Below are 21727 nucleotides of genomic sequence, written 5' to 3'. Positions count from 1 at the left end.
ATAAAATCAAGACCAATATTATTTATAATCTATTCAATAAGCAATAGTTTGAAAGCCGTGTTCATCAGAATAACCAAAAAAATTACCTTTTAATTACATTACCAATTATAAATGAAATATATTTTATTAATATTTATTTAAGATAAATGTATTAAGTCATGCCCAACTGATTTTTCTAGCTCAATAATTTTTTGTTTTATTTCCTGTGGTATTTCACATTTTCGTTCTGTTAATTTATCTACGCACACCATAACAGCTTCACCAGTAGCGACTATTTGTTGTTGGGTTTCACTCCACAATATATAAGCCATACGGAATGCGCTATTACGGAGCTCTTCCACGCGAACACCAACTTTCAATACGTCAGGATAAAAAACAGGCTTTAAATATTTACACTGACTTGAAGCAACAACGGTATATAAATGTGGGGTTAATATATTGATTGCTTCCATATATAAAATACGTGAGCTTTCAATATATCGATAATACTGTACATTATTGACATGACCAAAAGCGTCCATATCTCCCCACGCTACTTTCTGTTCATATATTACTGGGTAGACAGACAGTTCTTTCATTTTTACCTCATATTTTAAACTTTAAAAAATTTGCATCATTTTCAAAGATTAGATTTAACTGTTTGATTAACACGTCATCTTCTTTAAGCGTAGACTTAATACGTAAATAGCTCATTAAAATATTATCTGGATATAATGATAATAATGTTTCAGCTTCTGTTTGACGTCCAGTTGCCATATAGACATGCCATTTTGCAAAGGTTAAAACTGGCAAATTCATATATTGATTTTCAAATTGAATAATTTTTTCTTCAACATCGGCATAGTCTGGAACTTGTTTAAGCAACTGTTGCTGAAACCATAGATAAAACACTTCTGGGTCAAACTGCTCTTTTAACAAATGTAGCGTTAAGGCCGCATGCTGCATGCTCATATCTGGCATACGTGCTAATAGTTTTAGCCATAATAACTTACTGCTATAAGGTCGAGTTTGAATCTCAGACTCTAAATCCAAATAACGTTGCTGTAAGGCATGTAAGTCATCGATAGACGCTTGGTCAAATTGCTGAAGAAGCTGCTGTAACCATAAATCACGGTGTTCTGCATCTAGCAAACCGTATTTCATAGAACGTAAATATACCCATGGATGTTGCAGCGCTAATTGCCCCCATAAAGCCGTTAATCTTTGCTGGTAAGCAGTTTCTATTTCTTGTAACCACGGTGATAACTGGTGTTGATATAAAAATTCGAGATGAGTTAATGCACGATCGGCTTCATTTTCGGCTAAAAAGATTTCAATTCGCTGTAACTCTGCCAATTCAAATGCCATCGGTGGTGATTGATCGAGAGCAGCCAATGCTTTTGGATAGTCCCCACTTAAAACCAGAAACTTGGCATCGATAATATTTTTTAAAAGCCCTGATTGAGTAAAAACACGTTCAACAAATACACGTTGATCTTCGGCCGCTTCTAATAACCAAACAATACCTAATTGTTCATAAGGATGAAGGTTTTTAAACTGGAAGATGTTTTCACTTTTTCTTTGTTCACGAGATGAATAACGTTTAATCCACAGCCACAAGAGTTGAGCAATAAAACTTATCACTACAAAAGTAAGAGTTAATCCCCAGACATTTGTTTGCAGCTGCAATTGCCGCCAGTAAATATAGGCATACCCCATTCCATAGCCATAACTAAATAAAGCTAGGGCTGCAAAGAGTATTAAGCTGATTACGAAATAAACCCACAGGAGGTGTTTCATATATCCTCCTTATGAGCCGATTAGCCCAAGTGTAGAGAGTTTAGGAACTGGCACCACAGATAAATGTGCCACTTTAGCAATACGTTTTTTTAACTGCTGACTGGTTGCATCAGGCATTTCATCTAACTTTTGCATCACAGATTGCAACTCATTTTGATACTCAGTCATTTTTCCTTGATTGAGTGCCTGTTCGGCAATTAACAATCTTAATTGCACTTCTTTAAGCACAACGCTTCGACTCATTAAATTAATAGACGGCGTTTCTACTTTTTCTATACGGAACCACTTTTTCCACCAAGACACAGTCTCGGATTGATCCATTTCAAGTTTAGGCTGGCTTAAGGCTTGTTGAATATTCTTATCAATGTTCTGTAATAAATCATCGATTAATTGATGGCGTTGATTTTGAGCCAAAGTGAACTGTTGAACTACCTGTTTATCCTGCTCGAGCGATTGATTCAAGCTATGCTGCAATGCAGGAGCAATTTCATAGTGTACAAGCGATTGCTGTAACTGATTTAATTGATCAACTGCATAAATCAACTGCTGCTGATCAATCGCAAATTGAATTAAATCTAACTTTTGTTTAATTAAAACTGTAGGTGCAATACCTGTCGGTGGAGCATCTGGTTGAACTACTGAACTCGCTTTATTCCCTGTACTTACGGGTTGATTCTGCAACTGTCGCTGTAAAGCAACCAATTGATCATTTAAATTGGCATAGTGCTGTTCTGATTGCAGCAGACTTTGTTTAAGCTCGGGAACAGTACGAGAAATTTGCCACATATCGTAACTGAGCTTAGCCAACCAAGCTACGCCCAGTAAAATGATGATAGAAACAAGTTTTCTCATACGAATCCTTATAATGCCTGAATGTGATGAATCATCCCCGAAGGCGATAAATTTTCAAGTTGAATAATGTGAAAATGAGCCTGTTGCTGATCGCGATACTCTTTAACAATTTGAAAAAGACGAGGTCCTAAAACCAGATATACGCCATCAGGTTGTACATTATTTTTTGAACAAAGCTCTAACCAATATTTCCAGCTCGCTTCACTGGTAATTAAGACGAGCCATTTATTTAAATTATAATTTGAATTCTGTGTCAGATGTTTGAATGTAGAATATGAAGCTTCTGGGCACTGCCGATGATATAGAACAAAATTTAAAATCTGAATTCCTTGTTGTTGCAAGGTCTCCATCATAAATTGGCGTCCACCTTCTCCCCGCCAAAAAGCCACACTACCCGTCTGTTGCATATTGTGCAGAATAGGTAGGTTCAACATCCCCTCAGAAGTTTCAACATCAGGGATATGTGCTTCTATTCCATATTCGTTTAGACAATTGGCTGTTGCTTGCCCTACCGCAATCCACTGAATATGTTTTAAATCACTAATTTTTAAACCACTTTTTACTAAATACTCCATACCCACTTCAACAGCGGTTGGGCTGACGACAACAATAGCTTGTGCTTTAAGTAATTGTTGGTAAAGCTGAAGTAAGTGTTCGGAAAAGGGGGTAGCAACGAGCTCTAAAAGAGGTAAAGACTCAACCTGATAACCTTCATTTTGCAAAGCTTCTGTTAATTCAGCTGCACGCGAATCAGGTCGAGTATTAATAAACAGCATGGTTTAGTAGAGGGCCTTTAATAGCTCGCCAGCACCTTGATCAAGTAAGTTTCGAGCAAGGTTTTCGCCCAATTGATGAGCATTGCTGGCTTCATCTGTCAGTTCAGCACGTAATAATGTTTGGCCATCAGGGCTTCCAACACGACCTTCGATATGGATTTGACCATTTTGCAGTGTGGCATAACCTGCAATTGGGACCTGACAACCGCCTTCAAGATAGGCATTAAATGCACGTTCAGCACGTACACAAACATCAGTTTCTTCGTGTAATAAAGGTTGAATTAAAGCCAATACATCTTGGTCAGCTGCACGGCACTCTAAACCCAATGCACCTTGTCCCACAGCAGGCAAACTAATATCTGGTGTCAAACAATGACGGATACGTTCTGACAAACCTAAACGCTTCAAACCAGCACTGGCCAGAATAATCGCATCGTATTGACCTTCATCTAGCTTCGCCAAACGTGTGCCAACATTTCCACGCAAGTCAATAATTTGCAAATCAGGACGTTGTTTTAAAATCTGAGATTTACGACGCAAACTTGAGGTACCGACTTTTGCACCTTGTGGTAAATCAGCGAATTTTTCAAACTGATTTGAAACAAAAGCATCTAACGGATCTTCACGTTCGCAAATTACTGCTAAAGTTAAACCTTCAGGCAAAGCCATTGGGACATCTTTCATTGAATGTACAGCTAAGTCCGCACGCCCATCTAAAAGTGCTGCTTCCAACTCTTTAACGAACAGCCCTTTGCCCCCAATTTTTGCTAAAGGCGTATCTAAAATTTTATCGCCCTGCGTGACAAATTTAACCAGTTCCACCGTTAAATCAGGGTGAAGCTCCTCTAAACGGGCACGAATATGTTCTGCCTGCCAAAGAGCAAGTGGGCTTTGTCGTGTAGCAATTTTCAAGGTTTTCATAAATTCAAGCATGGGCTGGTCAAACAATACACCCTAAACTTAACTTGATCCCTTAAAATTGCAAGTAAAATCTCGCAAGTCCAAGATAACTCTTTTAAATTTAGAGCTGATGAATTCGCTCTCTAAGCGTAGACAAATGTCGACGGCTCACTGAAAGTCTTTCATCAAGACCGCGCAATCTAACCTGATATTGCCCCGAACTGATCAGCTCCAACCCATCTAAATATGCGACTGCAACCAACGCATTTCGATGAATACGAATAAACTGATCTGCGAATTCGGTTTCAAGCTCTTTCAATGTTTCATCTATTAATACACTGCCATTTTTATGTCTCACAGTGACATATTTCTGATCTGCTAAAAAGTAATAGATATTTTCAACAGGAATCAGCTCAACACCACGATAGGTTTTTGCAGCAATTTGATGACGCTGTGTTTTTAAATCTTGTAAAAGCTCAGAATTCGGTAATGCACTGAGCTGTGCTTGAGTAAGTTGGGTTAGCTGAGTTAAAGCTTGCTCAAGTTCAACCGGATCAATCGGTTTAAGAAGATAAGCTTGAGCCTGAGCTTTAAAAGCTTCCAATGCATGCTGATCGTAGGCGGTACAAAATACAATCGCAGGTCGAGGATTTAGCTGACTTAACTGTTCTGCACAGACAAGCCCATTCATACCTGGCATTTGAATATCAAGTAAGATTACATCTGGTTGATGAAGCCGTGCCTGTTCCAAGGCCTCCTGTCCATGATGAGCCGTTGATACAACCTCATGTCCCATCTTTGAAACTAAACGTGATAAACGCTCCACTGCAAGTGGTTCATCATCACAAATTAGCACCTTCATTCATCCTCCTTGTCACCGTTAACTTGGTCCATTTTTTTATGGTTAACTCTGACTGACTTATTATTTTGTTTGATATTGATAGCTCATAATAGTGGTATATAAAGCTTCACCTTTATAAACCTGAAATCTAACGGTGTTCCCATAATACGCTTTCAGGCGCTGCTTAACATTTTCAAGAGCGATTCCATGCCCTTTCCGTGAATTTATTGTATCGTCTGTATATGGGTTGGTAATGACTATACTGACCTGATTTTGCAATATTTCAACCAATACCCCTATGGTTGCTTTACCCATCATTGGTTCTACCCCATGAAAAATACTATTCTCTAACAAGGGTTGTAATGTCAATAAAGGAATAGTGATCTGTTTTAATTGCACAGATGAAAGCTCGATCTTCCAATCTACTTTTAAACGCTCCCCCAAACGGACCTGTTCAATCATTAAATATTGTTTACTCAGCTCGATTTCTTCATGCAGACTCACCAATTTTAATTCTTGGAAACTCGCGCGAAATAAACGCGACAAACTAATAAGCATGCTTTCTGCTTTATCTGGATCTATCGCAATTAAACTCACCACATTATTTAAACTATTAAATAAGAAGTGAGGATGAATTCGTGCTTGCATGGCCTGAATACGGGCATTTAATTCGGCATATTGCTGATGCAACCATTGTTCCCTGACATATAAATAACGTAAGCAGAAAGCCCCGAGTAATATTCCATAGCTTAGATATAAAGGTACATTGGTAAAATAAACACTCCAGTCCTGCGTTAAAGAAGCATGTTTATTTAAAAGACCAAACTGAAAAAAATTACTGATTAAAGTGGTCAAAACAACAATACTTTGCAGCATGACAAAACCAATAGCCAAAGCAAATTCTTGACGTAAGCTGCTAAAAAAACCTTGAAAGCGTTCAACCAATGCAAAAAAGGACAATATTACCCAGTTAATAAAAACGATGTATTGAAAAAGCCTTCCCCCGCTTAAGGCTTGCCAAGACTGCGCTTCAGCCAATGCCAAAACCAGTGCCAAAACATTACTTGCGATAATTAATTCGAATAAGTGTTGCCAACGCCCGCTTTTCGTAAAAAAATAGGAGGAATTTTGATTTCGGTATGCTGTAGGAAACAACTTTGTTTGTTGAGCTTCGGCAAGTGATATACTCTTTTTTATTTTACTGAGCCACCATGACCACATCTTCAAATCCCCCTAATTCAGTAACCCCAGACCAAACCTCAGGTATGTGGGGTGGTCGTTTTTCTGAAGCGACAGACGCTTTTGTAGCCGAATTTACCGCCTCTGTTCAGTTTGACCAACGTTTTTATAAGCAAGACATCGCTGGTTCGATTGCGCATGCTACCATGCTTGCGAAAGTTGGCGTACTCACAGAAGCAGAACGCGATGACATTATTGAAGGTTTAAGCACCATTCGCTCAGAAATTGAGGCTGGAAACTTTGAGTGGCGCATCGATCTTGAAGATGTTCACATGAACATTGAATCACGTTTGACTCAACGTATTGGCATTACAGGTAAAAAATTACACACAGGCCGTAGCCGTAACGATCAGGTTGCAACTGATATTCGTCTTTACCTGCGCGACGAAATTGATGATATTTTAAAATTATTAGAACGTTTACAAAAAGGCTTGTTAGGCTTGGCTGCCAAAAATGTAAATACAATTATGCCAGGCTTTACACACCTACAAACTGCTCAGCCTGTGACTTTTGGTCATCACTTGTTAGCATGGTTTGAAATGTTAGTACGTGACACTGAACGTCTTCAAGACTGCCGTAAACGTGTTAACCGCATGCCACTTGGTTCAGCTGCTCTTGCTGGTACCACTTATCCGATTGACCGTGCTTATACAGCAGAACTTTTAGGTTTTGAAGCTGTATCTGAAAACTCTCTTGATGCTGTATCTGACCGTGACTTTGCCATCGAATTTAATGCTGCTGCTGCGCTTATCATGATGCATTTATCACGTATGTCAGAAGAGCTCATTCTTTGGACTTCTGCGCAGTTCAAATTTGTGAATATTCCTGACCGCTTCTGTACTGGTTCTTCAATCATGCCACAGAAGAAAAACCCAGATGTTCCAGAACTTATTCGTGGTAAATCTGGCCGTGTATTTGGTGACTTAATTAGCTTACTTACGCTCATGAAAGGTCAACCATTGGCATACAACAAAGATAACCAAGAAGACAAAGAACCTTTATTTGATGCAATCGATACGGTTCGTGGTTCACTCATGGCATTTGCAGACATGATTCCTGCATTGGTTCCAAATATTGAAATCATGCGTGAAGCTGCTCTTCGTGGATTCTCAACTGCAACTGACCTTGCTGACTACTTAGTGAAAAAAGGCGTTGCGTTCCGTGATGCGCATGAAATTGTAGGTAAAGCTGTTGCATTAGGTGTTGCGGAAGAAAAAGACTTATCTGAACTCACACTTGAGCAATTACAGCAATTCTCTGACTTAATTACAGCAGATGTGTTTGACAAAGCTTTAACTCTAGAAGCTTCTGTAAATGCTCGTGATCATATTGGTGGAACTTCTCCAAAACAGGTTGAAGCTGCAATTGCGCGTGCCCATACACGTTTAGAACAGTTATACGCTTAAGGATAAAACATGAGTCGCCAAGTATTTTGCCGTAAATATCAAAAGGAAATGGAAGGTTTAGACTTCGCCCCTTTCCCAGGTGCTAAAGGCCAAGATTTTTTTGAAAATGTTTCTAAGCAAGCATGGCAAGAATGGTTACAGCATCAAACTACGCTAATTAATGAAAAGCGTTTAAACGTGTTTGAACCAGAAGCTAAAAAGTTTCTGGAAGAACAACGTGAAAAATTCTTCAATAATGATGAAAGTGTAGAAAAAGCTGAAGGCTGGAAACCAGAATAATCGGTTTGTTTTAGCTTACTCATCATTAAAAAGGCGGGTCTATATACATAGATCCGCCTTTTTTTACGTGAAACTTACACAAACATAAAAAGCCTTACATAGAGCGCACAGGACTCTACATGACATCAAAAAGCGAAGAACTTAATATCACTCTATAGCAAGAAGAACACGATCCCTGTCGTGTTTATGCACTTGATTTTCTGTCCTGAACTTCCCCCCAAAGTTCGGGACATTTTTTTATCTATTATTTTAAAAATAAGAAAGCCTTGTTTGAAACAAGGCCTTTAACTATTTCAGCTCAAAATTACTTTTCGTGGACTTTAGCTTCAATTTCTTCAATTTTGGTATGACGAGCATCAAAGCCTTTGGCCATATAAATCACTTGCTCAGCAATGTTACGAGCATGATCGCCAATACGCTCTAATGAACGTAAGACCCACATGACATTAATTACACGAGCAATATGACGCGGGTCTTCAATCATATAAGTCATTAATGTACGTGTTGCTGATTGATATTCACGGTCAATGTCAGCATCCGCTAAAAGTACACGTAAAGCTTGATCTGCATCTAAACGCGCAAAAGCATCAAGAGCATCATGAATCATGACACGAACTTGGTTACCAATATGACGTGTTTCCATGTAGCCACGTGGTGAACCACCCTCTTCACAAAGGTTCTGTGCAATACGGGCAATTTTTGCAGCTTCGTCACCAATACGCTCAAGGTCAGTATTGGCTTTACTCATGGCAATAACCATACGCAAGTCAATCGCTGCTGGATGACGACGCGCCAAAATTAGCGTCAAGCCTTCATCAATATCACGTTCATATTGATTGACTGCATTATCTTTAAATTGAACATCAATCGCTAAATTTGCGTCGGTATCAAGTAAAGAATGAATTGCATTTGCAACCTGCTGTTCGACCAAGCCACCCATGGTCATAAACTTTGTGTTTACATCTTGCAAATCTTCATTAAATTGAGAAGAAATATGATGGCTTAACACCGGATTACTCGGACTCAAGGGAAGCCTCCAACATGATGGCACGGGAATAAAATGATTGAGCATTAAAACACAGCAATCATTAAGTTTTTATGACAAAATTAAATTTCAGATAGAAGCATTTTATTACTGATACGTTAACCAGCTATTAAGCTCAACCAGATCTTTTTCACCTAACTGGCCTACCGCAGCTTTTAAACGAAGCACATTCAATAAATAGTCATACTGAGCATTAAGATAATCCTGTTTTGCAGAAAAAGCATTACGCTGGGCCAATAAAACATCAACCATACTTTTTAAGCCTTCGTTATAACTTGCTTTCGAAGCTTGAGAAACCAAAGAAGATGAATCCATTGCGGCCTTTCTTGCTTCAAGTTTGGCTTGATCTGTATCGACCTGCATAAAGGCACTTTTCACATCGACATTGGCACGGCGAATCGCTGCATCAAGTTGTGCCTGCGCTTTACTGGCTTCAATAGTGGCTTTTTTAATTGATGTTCGGGTCCGTCCACCATTAAATAGATTCCAGTTCATTTCTACCCCCACCTGATCAAATTTCCCGTCAGTAGAAATGAGTGTCTCTGGTGTTTGTTTAGTATAGCCATAGCTTGCTACAGCATCTATTTGAGGATAAAGCGCTGCCTTTTCGACACGGCGCTGGTCCTCACTATATTTTTGCTGTAAGCGGGCTTGCTGAATTTTTAAGTTTTTTTGCTGCGCCAAAGAAAGCCAGTCATTAAGCTCTGCTGGATAAGGCTTTTGAAAACTAAAATCACTGCGCAGTACAGCAAGTTTATCTTGATAAGAACCAATATATTCAGAAAGCTGCTCTTGGGCTAAAAGTAATTGAACATTGGTTGAAATACGATTGGCTCTGGCATTTTGATATTGAGCATTTGCTTCACTTACATCACTACGTGCCACCAACCCTTCTTTGAGTTTGGCATTCATCATATTAAGCTGCTCAAGCAAAGCCTTTTCTTCTTGTAAGTATGCAACACTAAGTGCCTGCTGACGCAACACATTAAAATAGGCTTCTGCCACATTTAAAACATGATCTTGTTTTTGTAGTCTTAAAGTGATTTCACTTAAGGCAACCGAAGTTTTAACTTGCTTATAACCTTCCCAAGCATCCATTCGAAATAATGGCTGACGTGCAGTGAGAGTCGCTTGTCGAGTCGTTGACGTACTACTTACCAAAGCATCTGACAGGCCTTCTTGATCAACGCCTGGAAAGTTTGAACGTTTTACAGTTTGTCGATTACGGGTAATGTTTCCAGACAATGTGACAGTAGGTAATAATGCCCCCGTTGCTAAGCCTAAGTTCAGTTGATCTGCTTCATATTGTTGTTGATTGGCTTGCCACGTCGGGTCATTTTGTTTTGCGCGCTCATAAGCTTCAACTAAATCTAAAGCAAAACTCGAAGATGCAAAACTCCAAAGGCCAACAGCGACCATTAATTTTATTTTCATTGTTTAAATCAACGATAAAACTTGTCCTTAAGACTAAGAAAAATTCAAATCAAACTCAAGCCATTAAAAGTTTTAGTTTTTTAAGCGTTCTTAGTTTTTGACAAAATTAAAATACAAATAAAAATCAAAAACATGCCTATCCAACCTACCCATGAAACATGCTCGCCAACCAAAACAATCGCAAAAATCGCAGCGACTAAGGGTTCGAATAAAGTTAGGGTGGTCGCTTTGCTGGCATTTACTGTTTTTAATCCAAAACCGAAAAGTAAATAACCCAAAAACATAGGAATCAGCATCATATAACCAGCCACAAGTAGATTGGTTGAGCTATGCAATAACCCTCCACCTGTAACCAATAAAGTAGGAAGCAAAATAACTGCCCCGCCTCCCATAATCATGCCCATTGCAGCTTTAGAGGCAACACCCCGATCTATTAATCTTTTTGCAGCCCATGAATAAAGTGAATAAGTTGTAGCAGCGACCAGCCCAAGAAAAATACCGAAGAATTTACTCCATTGATTTGTACTCTCTTGGATCGCATGACTTTCCCCCATCGATAACATACTTACACCAAGCACACCGCACACAAAACTTAGAAACCAAATAGCCGATAAAGCTTTGCGGTCAAAAAATCGCTCTAAAATTGCTGCTATTAATGGAGCGGTACCAATTGAAACAACGGTGCCAATCGTAATGCCTGCATAATACATTGAAGAATAAAAAGCCAAGGGATAAATACCCACCGCCGCTATGCCTAAAAGCAGTATTGAAAGATTTTCTCTTATAAATTGTCGGTTTTCACGTATCGCTCGTGATGCAACCAAAGCTTGTAAAAGACCTCCACCACCCATCGCTACAGCGCCAATAGCAAGTGGGCCAAGTGTCGGTGCAAATGCTGCCGCCGTACCTGTTGTTCCCCACAAAACAGAAGCAAACAAAATCGCAATTGTGCCTCCATAACTACTATTTTTAATGAGGCTAATCATGTGGGCATTCTCTATTTAAAATATCTTCTGCCATTTGTTTTGCTAACAGGAGTTGACGACTGTTACCTTCTAAGCCTGCTCGTGCCATAGAACCTTCTAAAAGAAAAGAAAGCTGGGTGGCTACATAGTTAACGCGCTGTGAGTCGGATATTAATTTTTTTAAATGCTCAGCAACAATACCTTCCACTTCTTCTTTATGCTGCCTTACCGAACTACGCCCTGCACTATTCGCCGGAAACTCTGCGGCAGCATTCAACAACCCACAACCTCGAAAGCCCTTTTCATAGGCAAATTCCGCATGGTCTTGATAGGCATCAAACACAGCCAAAATGGCTTGTTTCGCTGTTTTTGTTTTTTCTAAACGCTTTTGATAGAGGTCAAGCCACTCTTGATGGCGTGCAGTAATGTAAGCATCAACAAGATCTCCTTTTGAAGAAAAATTATTATAAAGCGACATCTTCGCGACATCTGCTTTAGCCGTAACTGTGTTGATTCCTGTTGCCGTAATGCCATCGTTATAAAACAAGGTTGCCGCTGCATCGAGAATTTTCTGTCTTGCTGTTTTATCATTCATAGCTTTAATTTAAGTAGACCGACCTACCTAATAATAAAGATTTCTAACAATGATGCAATCTTTTTAAGCGTTATAATTTGAGCAATATTAAATTTTATAAAAGTAAAATGATGAAAAAAGTTCTAATGATGAGTATGTGCAGCGCACTACTTTTAGCTGGATGTAATAAAACATCAGAGCAGGATCAGGCTGTATCTAAAGAGCAAAAACCAACTGAGCAAAAGGCCACTCAAAAACAAGACAGTAGCTGCTTACAAATTATGGTAGCTATGCACACGATTAATCAAAACAGCAAAATAGAGGACTTAAATCAAATTAATGAAAAGCTTAAAAGCTGTGTTCCCTCTTTAAAAAATCATGAGCAGCTTAAGCTGATTGATGCATCAACTGCCATGTATCAACGTTTTCTAAAACAAGACTACACTGAAAAAACAGGGAGAGCTTTTGAAGCATTTGGCTATGCCGTTTTAGAACAGAAACAAGACCTTAAAAAGGTTATTCAAAGTCAGAAAAAGCTCTTCGCCCAACTGAGCCCACGTGATCAATATTTACTTCAACATGAAGGCCAAGCCTACATTGAACTTCTCTATCAAGGTGAAGGCATGTTTACCTATCGACGCCAGCCAAGCTATTTAGTTGACGTTTTTTCTAAGTCCTTACCCGCGGACCAAAAAGAGTTTTTAACTCGTATGGCGAAAGACAATCAGGATATTTTTTATAACGATGGTGCTTTGGCTATTTCATGGAAAGAGCTCACTGAACGCGCATTATTTTGGGAAAAGTTTATTCAAAAGTATCCAAAGAGCCACTTTATTGGTGATGCAAAACTACTATTTAATGAATATCGTTATTTTATTTTCTTTGGCTTAGACAATACGCCCGTGTCAGATGAATATGCACCGAATACGTGGTTTGATAAAGATGCTCTTCAACAAATTCGGTTTTTGTCTACACAAAACGAGTCGAGTCTAGCGAAACCCGCTCAACTGTTTCTTAAATTTATTGCTACGCCTATCGATGAGCGCAATAAGCAATTTAAAATAGATTTAACTGATAAAAATGGCGATAAAAAATCAAATTATCAGATGACTCATGAACAACTTGAGCAGCTCTTAAAATTTGATTCGCCATGGAACACGGAAGTCTATCGTGACTGCCATATGGATGCAGTTTGTATAGATACAAATTGACAATGCCAGCCAACCTAAAACATGTTAGTCTGTAAATCGCTTGACGGAGCGCGAGTAATAGCTCGCTGAGATTGTGTAAATTCCGTGTTATCGCAACACAAGTTTGATCACAAGTACCGTTGAACCTGATCAGGTTAAGACCTGCGTAGGAATCAAGCCATCTGAAAACTTAAGCCTTAAATTTATCTAGCAAAGATAAATCCGCCATCGTTTTTGGTCGTGCTTGATTCGTTGATGTTATTCATAAGGATCATGTGATGAACCAGTTAACGAATCTTTCTTCTGCTGAAATTTCAGCACAACATGAACAAGATGCAAAAGATTTAACTCGCATCTTACCCGCTTCTAAAAAAGTTTATATTGAAGGCTCTCGCCCTGATATTCAGGTTCCAATGCGGGAAATTTCTTTAACCGACACCCCTACCGGTCTTGGCGGTGAACATAACCCTCCTGTTATGGTATATGACACTTCAGGTGTTTATACAGATCCAAATGTTCAAATTGATTTAGACAAAGGTTTACCTTCAGTTCGCCAAAACTGGATTGAAGAACGTAACGATACTGACGTACTTTCTGGCTTGACCTCAAAATTTGGTCAGGAACGTTTAAAAGACATTCGTACCGCTGATATTCGTTTTGCCCATATTCAAAATCCACGCCGTGCTAAAGCAGGCAAAAATGTCACTCAAATGCACTATGCCAAGCAAGGTATCATCACACCTGAAATGGAATATATTGCAATTCGTGAAAATCAACGCCAGCGTGAAGGTGTTGATATGCGTCAGCATGCTGGACAGAACTTTGGTGCAAAAAATTTAAAAGAAATTACACCTGAATTTGTTCGCCAAGAAGTTGCCGAAGGCCGTGCGATCATTCCTGCAAACATTAACCACCCAGAACTTGAGCCAATGATTATTGGTCGTAATTTCTTGGTTAAAATTAATGCCAATATTGGTAACTCAGCGCTTGGCTCTTCAATTGACGAAGAAGTTGCGAAAATGACTTGGGCAACCCGTTGGGGTGCCGACACCATTATGGACTTGTCGACAGGTAAAAATATCCATGAAACACGTGAATGGATTATTCGTAACTCACCTGTTCCAATCGGCACCGTGCCAATCTATCAAGCACTTGAAAAAGTTGATGGTGTTGCAGAGGACCTAACTTGGGAAATCTTCAAAGACACACTGATTGAACAAGCCGAACAAGGTGTTGACTACTTCACGATTCACGCAGGTGTATTACTTCGCTATGTGCCACTTACAGCAAACCGTTTAACAGGTATTGTGTCGCGTGGTGGTTCAATCATGGCGCAGTGGTGTCTAGCGCATCATGAAGAAAACTTCTTATACACTCATTTCGATGAAATCTGTGAAATCATGAAAGCTTATGACGTTTCATTTAGCTTAGGTGATGGCTTACGTCCGGGCTGTATTCAAGATGCAAATGACGAAGCACAGTTCAGCGAACTTAAAACATTAGGTGAACTGACTCACCGTGCATGGGAACATGATGTTCAGGTCATGATTGAAGGCCCTGGTCACGTACCAATGCACATGATTAAAGAAAACATGGACCTTCAGCTAGAAGTGTGTAAAGAAGCGCCATTCTATACACTTGGGCCATTAACAACAGATATCGCTCCGGGTTATGACCACATTACCTCTGCAATTGGTGCAGCCATGATTGGTTGGTATGGCACAGCAATGCTTTGTTATGTCACACCGAAAGAGCATTTGGGTCTACCAAACAAAAAAGATGTTAAAGACGGAATTATTACCTACAAGCTTGCAGCACATGCTGCCGATCTTGCGAAAGGACATCCAGGTGCACAGGTACGTGATAATGCCTTATCAAAAGCTCGTTTTGAATTCCGTTGGGATGATCAGTTCAACTTAAGTTTAGACCCTGACACAGCGCGTAGCATGCATGATGAAACCTTACCAAAAGAGGCTCATAAATCTGCTCACTTCTGTTCAATGTGTGGACCAAAATTCTGTTCGATGAAAATCACCCAGAATGTTCGTGACTATGCCAACAACCTCACTAATAGCAATTCAGAGGTTGAAGAAGGCCTCAAAGCGATGAAAGAGGTTTATCAGGAACAAGGTCAAAAACTGTATCATAAAGTGTAAATATTCAAAAAAAACACTTGCCTAGCCCTGATTCTCGGTTAGGATGAAATAAATAGATTTCGTCCTGACCGAATCATGAGTATTGTTGAACGTCCAAGTTATACATCTAAAGATGTCGAAGTAACATCACGTGAATCTCTATTCCGTGGTTTTATTCAAGTTGAAAAAGTCAGCCTTCGACATCGTCTATTTAATCAATCTGAATATACTCATGTATTGCAGCGTGAACTCGTTCATCGGCCTGAAGCAGCTGGCGTACTACTCTACAACGATCAAAAACAACAGTTTGCACTGATTGAACAGTTCCGTGTTGGGGCTTTAGATGACTCTCAATCCCCATGGCAGCTGGAAATAATTGCAGGCGTGTTAGATGGTGATGAATCGCCAGAAAGTTGTATTCGACGAGAGAGCCTTGAAGAATCAGGTTGCGAAGTTCAAGATTTAGAGCGTCTATTTAGCTTTTACCCGTCAGCTGGTGCTTGCTCAGAGTTATTTCATCTCTATGTTGCCGAAACTGAATTACCCGCTGAAGGGGGTGTATTTGGCGTAGATGATGAGGGTGAAAATATTCAATTACACTTATTTAATTATAGTGAAATCCAGACTCTACTCGACAGCGGACGTTTAAGAAATGCTCCTGTCATTATGGCATTACAATGGCTGGCCCAACACAGCAAAACGATAATAAACCCGAAGAGGTAGGACGGTGACTTTTCAAGTCTCAACACTTTCACAAAAAGACCATGTCATTATACAAATTACCGATACCCACCTATTGGAGTATCCGCACTTAGAATTTGTGGGTATGAATCCTGAAGAAAGCTTTCATGCCATTATTCAACAAATACTTAATAAACATCCTGAAATTGATGCAATTATCCATACTGGGGACCTAGCTCAGGCACCAACGCCTATTACCTACAACCGTTATATTCAATATATGCAAACGCTTGGTCTCCCCTTTTTTCAGACCTTAGGTAATCATGACAATATTGACCATTTTCCATTGCATAAAGAGAATCATCAGGAACCTGTAGTTATTTGCTTAGGGAACTGGCGGGTTATTTTATTAAATAGTGCGGTAAAAGGTCATATTGATGGACATCTATCAGCAGAACAGCTAGACAGCTTAACGAATTTACTTGAAGAGTATGCAGATAACCCGATTTTGCTGGCTTGTCATCACCATCCTTTTGCCATGAAGTCAAAATGGATTGATCATCACAAGTTACAAAATTCTAATGCCTTGCTTACTACCTTGGCTCCATTTAAAAATGTAAAAGCTTTAGTCTGCGGGCATGTTCATCAGGACTCAATAAACACTTGGCAAGGGATCGAATTTTTCTCTACACCCTCAACAAGTGTGCAGTTTAAACCCTTTAGCAATGATTTTGCTTTAGATCAAAATGCTCCCGGCTACCGTTACATTCGTCTAAAAAACGATGGTAGTTTTGAAACCGAAGTCTTCCGTCTTGAAAATTTTCAAGGCCATATAAACACTGATATTTCAGGCTATTAGCCCTATTTCTTATATGCTTATATATAATTATGACTGGGGTAAACACGTTTTGAAAATATTTACGGGTCGGAATGACTATCATCTTGCAGGAAAAATCTATATGATGACGACCCGATGGGAAAATCCCATCGATGGTTTTCTATAAAAACACTTGCATATCACCATATTTTTTGCGTATAGATAATACGTGTATGATGAGGAATGCCCTATTATGGCGAATGACAACCACAACCAAGTTTTGGATGAACATACAGAAGTTGTAGTGGAAGGTGACAAAGCTTCTGCAAAACGTGCACGTAAAGTGAAACCTAAAACTTCTGACATAGGCACAACTGCAAGTTTATTTGGTATTGCACCTTATCAACCTAAGAAAAATGAAGAGTACATGTCTGAAGGACAGCTCGAGCATTTCCGACAAATTCTGCAAGCATGGAAAGCTGAATTAATGTCTGAAGTTGATCGTACTTTAAATACGATGCAAGACGAATCAACTGCACTGCCAGATGTAAACGACCGTGCTACCCAAGAAGAAGAATTTGCAATTGAATTACGTACACGTGACCGTGAACGTAAGTTAATTCGTAAAATCGAACAATCTATGGAAGCTATTAAGAATGAAGACTACGGTTTCTGTGAAACTTGTGGTATTGAAATCGGCTTACGTCGTTTAGAAGCACGTCCAACTGCAACGTTATGTATTGATTGCAAAACTTTGGCAGAAATCAAAGAGAAGCAAAATAACGGTTAATTGTGACTGTTGATAATTCTCCAGCCGAGCACAACTCGGCTGTTGTGCAGCAGTTAAATCGCCTGCCAGAAAAGCATAGCTTTTCTCTTGCGCAGCTGCGGAACAATGTTCCGCTTAATCGCTGCTCATACTCAGGTCGGTTTGCGCCATCGCCAACCGGCCCTTTGCATTTTGGATCACTCATTACTGCTGTTGCCAGCTATTGCGATGCAAAAGCCCATCAAGGCAAATGGCTGGTTCGTGTCGAAGATACAGATATCCCTCGTATTTATCCCGGCAGTGAAGAGCATATTCTCAAATCACTTGAAGCCTTCCAGTTCGAACCCGATGCAGAGATCATCTTTCAAAAAAATCGTTTAGACATTTATGAAAGCGTATTAGACCAGCTCAAAAAAGAAGGTCTTATCTATGCATGTCAATGTACCCGCAAAATGCTTGGTTCAAATGCAATCTATGCAGGTACTTGTCGCGATCTCAATCTTGATTTTCAAGGTCAAGCGATTCGGGTAAAAGTTCAAGATCAGCAGATCTGTTTTGATGACCGATTACAAGGACATCATTGCTCCAATCTACAACACGATCTTGGAGATTTTGTTCTTAAGCGCCGTGATGGGATTATTAACTATCAACTTGCGGTCGTCGTAGATGATTATCTACAAGGTATTACCCATGTCGTTCGAGGCGCAGATTTATTAGACAACACTGAACGTCAGATCTGGCTAGGCCAGCTTCTAGGTTATCCTAAACTGAGCTATATGCACCTTCCCCTTGCAATGAATGACCAAGGGCAAAAGCTTTCTAAACAAAATCTAGCTCAAGCACTCGATTTATCAAAAGCGCCTGAATTACTTCAAAAAGCGATACTAGCCTTGGGACAACCCAACGTTGATTTAGATCAACCTAGACTGATGCTCAAACAGGCTGTAGCACAGTGGAATGTTGATTTGATTCCCCATGGGCAAGAGCTCAGCGGAACATATCTATAAATAATAAAAAAGCCCGATATCAAATCGGGCTTTTTAAACTTCTAAATACTCAATTAGAAGTTCGACTCTTCTCGTTCTGGGTTGACTTCTTGTGTTGAAGCATCAATCTTTAAGATTAAGCTAATCATCGCAGCACACATCATTAAAGACGTACCACCATAACTAATGAATGGCAAAGTCAAACCTTTCGTCGGCATTAAACCCATATTCATGCCCGCATTTACTAAAATCTGGAGCAAGAAAATAATACTAATGCCGTAAGCTAAATAGCCTGCACGAAGGTAATGATGTTTCAAAGCACGGTGACCAATTTTGATACAACATGCCAGCATCAAGAAAGACAAGCCAATAACAATAGAAATACCCACGAAACCAAACTCTTCACCTAGCACTGCCAACATAAAGTCAGTATGCGCTTCAGGTAAATAAGATAGTTTTTGTACGCTATGGCCTAAGCCTGTACCAAACCATTCACCACGACCAAAAGCCATTAATGCATTTGATAACTGATAACCCACACCCAACGGGTCTGCCCATGGGTCAGTAAATGAAATCAAACGTTGGAAACGGTAGGGTTCAAATAAGATCAAAAACACAATACCTGTGACAATCGCACCAAGCATGATTAAGAACTGAGTTGGCGGCGCGCCCGCTAAAAAGAACACACCAACCATCATCATGACAATAACGACTGTTGCCCCTAAGTCAGGCTCAGCAATAATTAAACCGACCGTGATTGCCATAACCCCACTTAAACGCAATAAGCCTTTCCAATGAGTACGAACCTCTTTGGCACGGCGCACAACGTAGTCTGCGGTAAAGATTGCCATCATGACTTTGGCAACCTCGGTTGGCTGCAAGGTAAAGCCACCGATCTTAATCCAACGTGTAGAACCGTTGACTTCCGAACCTACCACCAAAGCAGCAAGCAACAGAACCATGGTTAATAACCACAGCGGGAAGGTATTTTTAAACCACGTATTCAGTGATATTCGATAGGTCAAATAAGCCACTACACCCGCAGCGACAATCGAAATACCATGACGAATCACATAGTGAAACGGGTTTTCATGCATATATTCAGCATAGGGCATCGAAGCAGATGCAACCATCACTGAACCGATACATAATAATGCAACGACACAGAAAATCAGGACATTACGTGGCGTCACTTCCGCTGGCCATTTAGGCAATATCCGTTCATACCAATGATTGATTTTCTGGATTGTGGTCTGAGCTAAGCCTGCCATACTACATTCCTAATCATGTTTTCTTTAAACCAACGAATTGACGCAGGCAACAAACTGCTGACCACGGTCATTATAACTTTTAAACATATCAAAACTTGCACATGCTGGTGATAACAACACCACATCTTCGGCCTGTGTTTCACGTTGAGACAGCTCTACAGCTTCTTTAAGCGTTGCTGCATGTAAAATTTTGGTTGCACCTTGAATGGCTTGTTCAATCACCGGAGCATCCTCACCAATCAATACCACAACTTTGGCATATTTTTCGATAGAAGAACGTAATGGACCAAAATCCTGACCTTTACCTTGCCCTCCTAAAATCAAGGCAACCTTACCTTTTTTAACCTCAATTGCAGCGCCTAAACCATCAATCGCTGCAAGCGTAGCGCCAACGTTGGTGCCTTTGGAATCATTGTAATAACGTACATCATGGACAGTCTTTACATATTCACAGCGATGCTCTAACCCTTTAAATTGTTTTAAGGTTTCAAGCATAGATTCCATAGGCAGGCCTATTGCCTCACCTAATGCGAGACAAGCTAAAGCATTTGCTACGTTATGCATGCCTTGAATATATAAATCTGAGCTTTTAATTAAACGCTGTAAACCACGCGCAAGCCAAAGCGTGCCATCGCCATCTCTTAAAACACCATATTGATTTAAATCTGGTGCATTTAAACCAAAGCTTTGCATTGGTGTGGTATCTGGAACAAGAGGACGACTTAAAGCATCATCACGGTTAAATACTACTTTTTTAACGCCTTGGAAAATACGGTGTTTTGCTTGATGGTAACCCAACATATTGCCGTGACGATCTAAGTGGTCTTCACTCATATTGAGAACCACAGCAACTTCAGCATTTAAGTGAGACGTGGTTTCTAGCTGAAAACTTGATAGCTCAAGTACAATTAACTCAGGTTGATCTTTTAATAAATCTAGAGCTGGGCGTCCAAGATTGCCACCCACAGCAACTTTCTTACCCGCATCTTTAGCCATTAAGCCAATTAAAGTCGTTACTGTACTTTTAGCATTAGAACCAGTGATCGCCACAATAGGCACATCGGTTGCACGGCGTAATAATTGAATATCCCCTACTACCGAAATACCTTTAGCAATAGCTGCCTGAATTTCTGGTAATTGTGGTGCAAGACCTGGGCTTAAAATAATTTCTTCTGCTTGTAATAATAATTCTTGGTCAAGTTGACCGAAACTGGTTTTAACGCCAGCTGGGATCTGATCATGCCCTGGTGGCGTGGGACGAGAATCTGTTACTGCAACTTGGTAGCCTTGTTCATGCAGGAAATTTACAGCAGAAACGCCTGATATTCCCAAGCCTGCTACAACTTTTAACCCACCACGTTGTATTAACATTTTTGCCCCACAATTTATCAATCGACAGAATGGCAAAAATGTTAGCACTTTGCTGTTTTGAATGCTTTTTCAGTTTGAACTTTATTCATCTTTTTTTGTGTCAGTGCGTAAAAAAGCCATCAATATGATGGCTTTTTAAACGAAACAAGAAATACTAAATTTATTGCCATTTAATCGGCTTAATTTCTTGAACTGTATTGGTAGGTTTATCTTCGCTTGAACACCCACAACCGCCAGCACAACCAAAGGCCATTTTCGGTTTAAGCCATTTTGCCAAGGTTACCCAACCTTGCTTTTCGCAAAATACAGAGAGTGAAGAAAAGACTGAATTTGCTGTTTTTGGAAATACTTTCTTAAAAACAACTACAGCACTCCAAATCACTAAAACCGCAATAATCAGATATTGAACCATATACA

The 21727-nt window shown here is 39.8% G+C and carries 22 protein-coding genes and 1 riboswitch; of the genes, 8 read left to right on the top strand and 14 right to left on the bottom strand.

The genetic code is table 11. The features are described 5' to 3' along the window. Positions 1 to 137 precede the first annotated feature (137 nt). The 7 genes from ACTJJH_RS16370 to ACTJJH_RS16340 form a co-directional block, all read right to left on the bottom strand. Complete coding sequence (locus ACTJJH_RS16370; protein ID WP_002121251.1) at positions 138 to 578, bottom strand: acyl-CoA thioesterase; 441 nt, start codon at positions 576 to 578, stop codon at positions 138 to 140. Positions 579 to 585: 7 nt separating this feature from the next. Further along, the gene (locus tag ACTJJH_RS16365; protein WP_410560743.1) at positions 586 to 1779 is read right to left on the bottom strand and encodes a heme biosynthesis protein HemY; all 1194 of its coding nucleotides are present in this window, start codon (positions 1777 to 1779) and stop codon (positions 586 to 588) included. 9 nt (positions 1780 to 1788) lie between these two features. Further along, a complete protein-coding gene (locus ACTJJH_RS16360; RefSeq protein WP_032037672.1) occupies positions 1789 to 2631 on the bottom strand; it encodes a hypothetical protein in 843 nt (280 codons plus the stop codon). Between the two features lie 8 nt (positions 2632 to 2639). Beyond that, positions 2640 to 3407, bottom strand: a complete 768-nt coding sequence (locus ACTJJH_RS16355) for a uroporphyrinogen-III synthase (protein ID WP_440601456.1) — start codon at positions 3405 to 3407, stop codon at positions 2640 to 2642. Positions 3408 to 3410: 3 nt separating this feature from the next. Then, positions 3411 to 4328 (bottom strand): hydroxymethylbilane synthase, encoded by a 918-nt coding sequence (gene hemC / locus ACTJJH_RS16350; protein WP_031946766.1) that lies wholly within the window; start codon positions 4326 to 4328, stop codon positions 3411 to 3413. 100 nt (positions 4329 to 4428) lie between these two features. Next, the gene (locus ACTJJH_RS16345) at positions 4429 to 5169 is read right to left on the bottom strand and encodes a LytR/AlgR family response regulator transcription factor (protein ID WP_311078172.1); all 741 of its coding nucleotides are present in this window, start codon (positions 5167 to 5169) and stop codon (positions 4429 to 4431) included. Positions 5170 to 5229: 60 nt separating this feature from the next. Then, on the bottom strand, positions 5230 to 6369 hold the full coding sequence (locus tag ACTJJH_RS16340; RefSeq protein ID WP_005065759.1) for a sensor histidine kinase: 1140 nt from the start codon (positions 6367 to 6369) through the stop codon (positions 5230 to 5232). Here ACTJJH_RS16340 and argH point away from each other — a divergent pair. Both argH and ACTJJH_RS16330 read left to right on the top strand, forming a co-directional pair. After that, positions 6360 to 7793 carry an argininosuccinate lyase gene (gene argH, locus ACTJJH_RS16335; protein ID WP_002121138.1) on the top strand — a complete coding sequence of 478 codons (1434 nt, stop codon included), beginning with the start codon at positions 6360 to 6362 and terminating at the stop codon, positions 7791 to 7793. The two genes, ACTJJH_RS16340 and argH, sit on opposite strands and share 10 nt — an antisense overlap. 9 nt (positions 7794 to 7802) lie before the next feature. Next, the gene (locus tag ACTJJH_RS16330; protein WP_000089995.1) at positions 7803 to 8072 is read left to right on the top strand and encodes an oxidative damage protection protein; all 270 of its coding nucleotides are present in this window, start codon (positions 7803 to 7805) and stop codon (positions 8070 to 8072) included. Positions 8073 to 8376: 304 nt separating this feature from the next. On the opposite strand, the gene phoU is transcribed toward ACTJJH_RS16330, so the two are convergent. From phoU to ACTJJH_RS16310, 4 genes are all read right to left on the bottom strand, one after another. Next, positions 8377 to 9099 carry a phosphate signaling complex protein PhoU gene (gene phoU, locus ACTJJH_RS16325; protein ID WP_000075183.1) on the bottom strand — a complete coding sequence of 241 codons (723 nt, stop codon included), beginning with the start codon at positions 9097 to 9099 and terminating at the stop codon, positions 8377 to 8379. A 105-nt stretch (positions 9100 to 9204) separates the two neighbouring features. After that, a complete protein-coding gene (locus ACTJJH_RS16320; protein ID WP_130625931.1) occupies positions 9205 to 10536 on the bottom strand; it encodes a TolC family outer membrane protein in 1332 nt (443 codons plus the stop codon). A 95-nt stretch (positions 10537 to 10631) separates the two neighbouring features. Next, the gene (locus ACTJJH_RS16315) at positions 10632 to 11537 is read right to left on the bottom strand and encodes a DMT family transporter (protein WP_440601455.1); all 906 of its coding nucleotides are present in this window, start codon (positions 11535 to 11537) and stop codon (positions 10632 to 10634) included. Then, positions 11530 to 12111, bottom strand: a complete 582-nt coding sequence (locus ACTJJH_RS16310) for a TetR/AcrR family transcriptional regulator (RefSeq protein WP_078210365.1) — start codon at positions 12109 to 12111, stop codon at positions 11530 to 11532. The genes ACTJJH_RS16315 and ACTJJH_RS16310 overlap by 8 nt, the downstream gene beginning before the upstream one ends. A gap of 107 nt (positions 12112 to 12218) precedes the next feature. On the opposite strand from ACTJJH_RS16310, the gene ACTJJH_RS16305 reads away from it, so the two are divergent. From ACTJJH_RS16305 to gluQRS, 6 genes are all read left to right on the top strand, one after another. Further along, the gene (locus ACTJJH_RS16305) at positions 12219 to 13301 is read left to right on the top strand and encodes a hypothetical protein (protein ID WP_205666056.1); all 1083 of its coding nucleotides are present in this window, start codon (positions 12219 to 12221) and stop codon (positions 13299 to 13301) included. Between the two features lie 34 nt (positions 13302 to 13335). Then, positions 13336 to 13470, top strand: a riboswitch (TPP riboswitch). An 88-nt stretch (positions 13471 to 13558) separates the two neighbouring features. Then, positions 13559 to 15436, top strand: coding sequence for a phosphomethylpyrimidine synthase ThiC (gene thiC, locus ACTJJH_RS16300; RefSeq protein WP_068529293.1), 1878 nt, complete (start codon positions 13559 to 13561; stop codon positions 15434 to 15436). 75 nt (positions 15437 to 15511) lie between these two features. Then, the gene (locus ACTJJH_RS16295; protein WP_057090106.1) at positions 15512 to 16138 is read left to right on the top strand and encodes an NUDIX domain-containing protein; all 627 of its coding nucleotides are present in this window, start codon (positions 15512 to 15514) and stop codon (positions 16136 to 16138) included. 4 nt (positions 16139 to 16142) lie between these two features. Continuing rightward, positions 16143 to 16955: a 3',5'-cyclic-AMP phosphodiesterase gene (cpdA, locus tag ACTJJH_RS16290; RefSeq protein ID WP_005804080.1), complete on the top strand. Its 813-nt coding sequence runs from the start codon at positions 16143 to 16145 to the stop codon at positions 16953 to 16955. Between the two features lie 211 nt (positions 16956 to 17166). Continuing rightward, the gene (gene dksA / locus ACTJJH_RS16285) at positions 17167 to 17703 is read left to right on the top strand and encodes an RNA polymerase-binding protein DksA (protein WP_002121205.1); all 537 of its coding nucleotides are present in this window, start codon (positions 17167 to 17169) and stop codon (positions 17701 to 17703) included. A gap of 2 nt (positions 17704 to 17705) precedes the next feature. Continuing rightward, entirely contained in the window at positions 17706 to 18689 is a 984-nt protein-coding gene (gene gluQRS, locus ACTJJH_RS16280; RefSeq protein WP_440601454.1) for a tRNA glutamyl-Q(34) synthetase GluQRS, read from the top strand. 53 nt (positions 18690 to 18742) lie between these two features. Here the strand turns inward: gluQRS and ftsW are convergent, their stop codons facing one another. The 3 genes from ftsW to ACTJJH_RS16265 form a co-directional block, all read right to left on the bottom strand. After that, a complete protein-coding gene (gene ftsW, locus ACTJJH_RS16275; RefSeq protein ID WP_005079447.1) occupies positions 18743 to 19939 on the bottom strand; it encodes a putative lipid II flippase FtsW in 1197 nt (398 codons plus the stop codon). A 24-nt stretch (positions 19940 to 19963) separates the two neighbouring features. Beyond that, a complete protein-coding gene (murD, locus tag ACTJJH_RS16270; RefSeq protein WP_014208179.1) occupies positions 19964 to 21310 on the bottom strand; it encodes a UDP-N-acetylmuramoyl-L-alanine--D-glutamate ligase in 1347 nt (448 codons plus the stop codon). Positions 21311 to 21470: 160 nt separating this feature from the next. Beyond that, positions 21471 to 21722 carry a DUF6587 family protein gene (locus ACTJJH_RS16265; RefSeq protein ID WP_167564209.1) on the bottom strand — a complete coding sequence of 84 codons (252 nt, stop codon included), beginning with the start codon at positions 21720 to 21722 and terminating at the stop codon, positions 21471 to 21473. Positions 21723 to 21727: the final 5 nt, after the last annotated feature.

It is taken from the genome of Acinetobacter sp. 22301, assembly GCF_052045285.1.
Classification (GTDB): domain Bacteria; phylum Pseudomonadota; class Gammaproteobacteria; order Pseudomonadales; family Moraxellaceae; genus Acinetobacter; species Acinetobacter pittii.
This window is presented reverse-complemented; position numbering and strand designations above follow the sequence as displayed.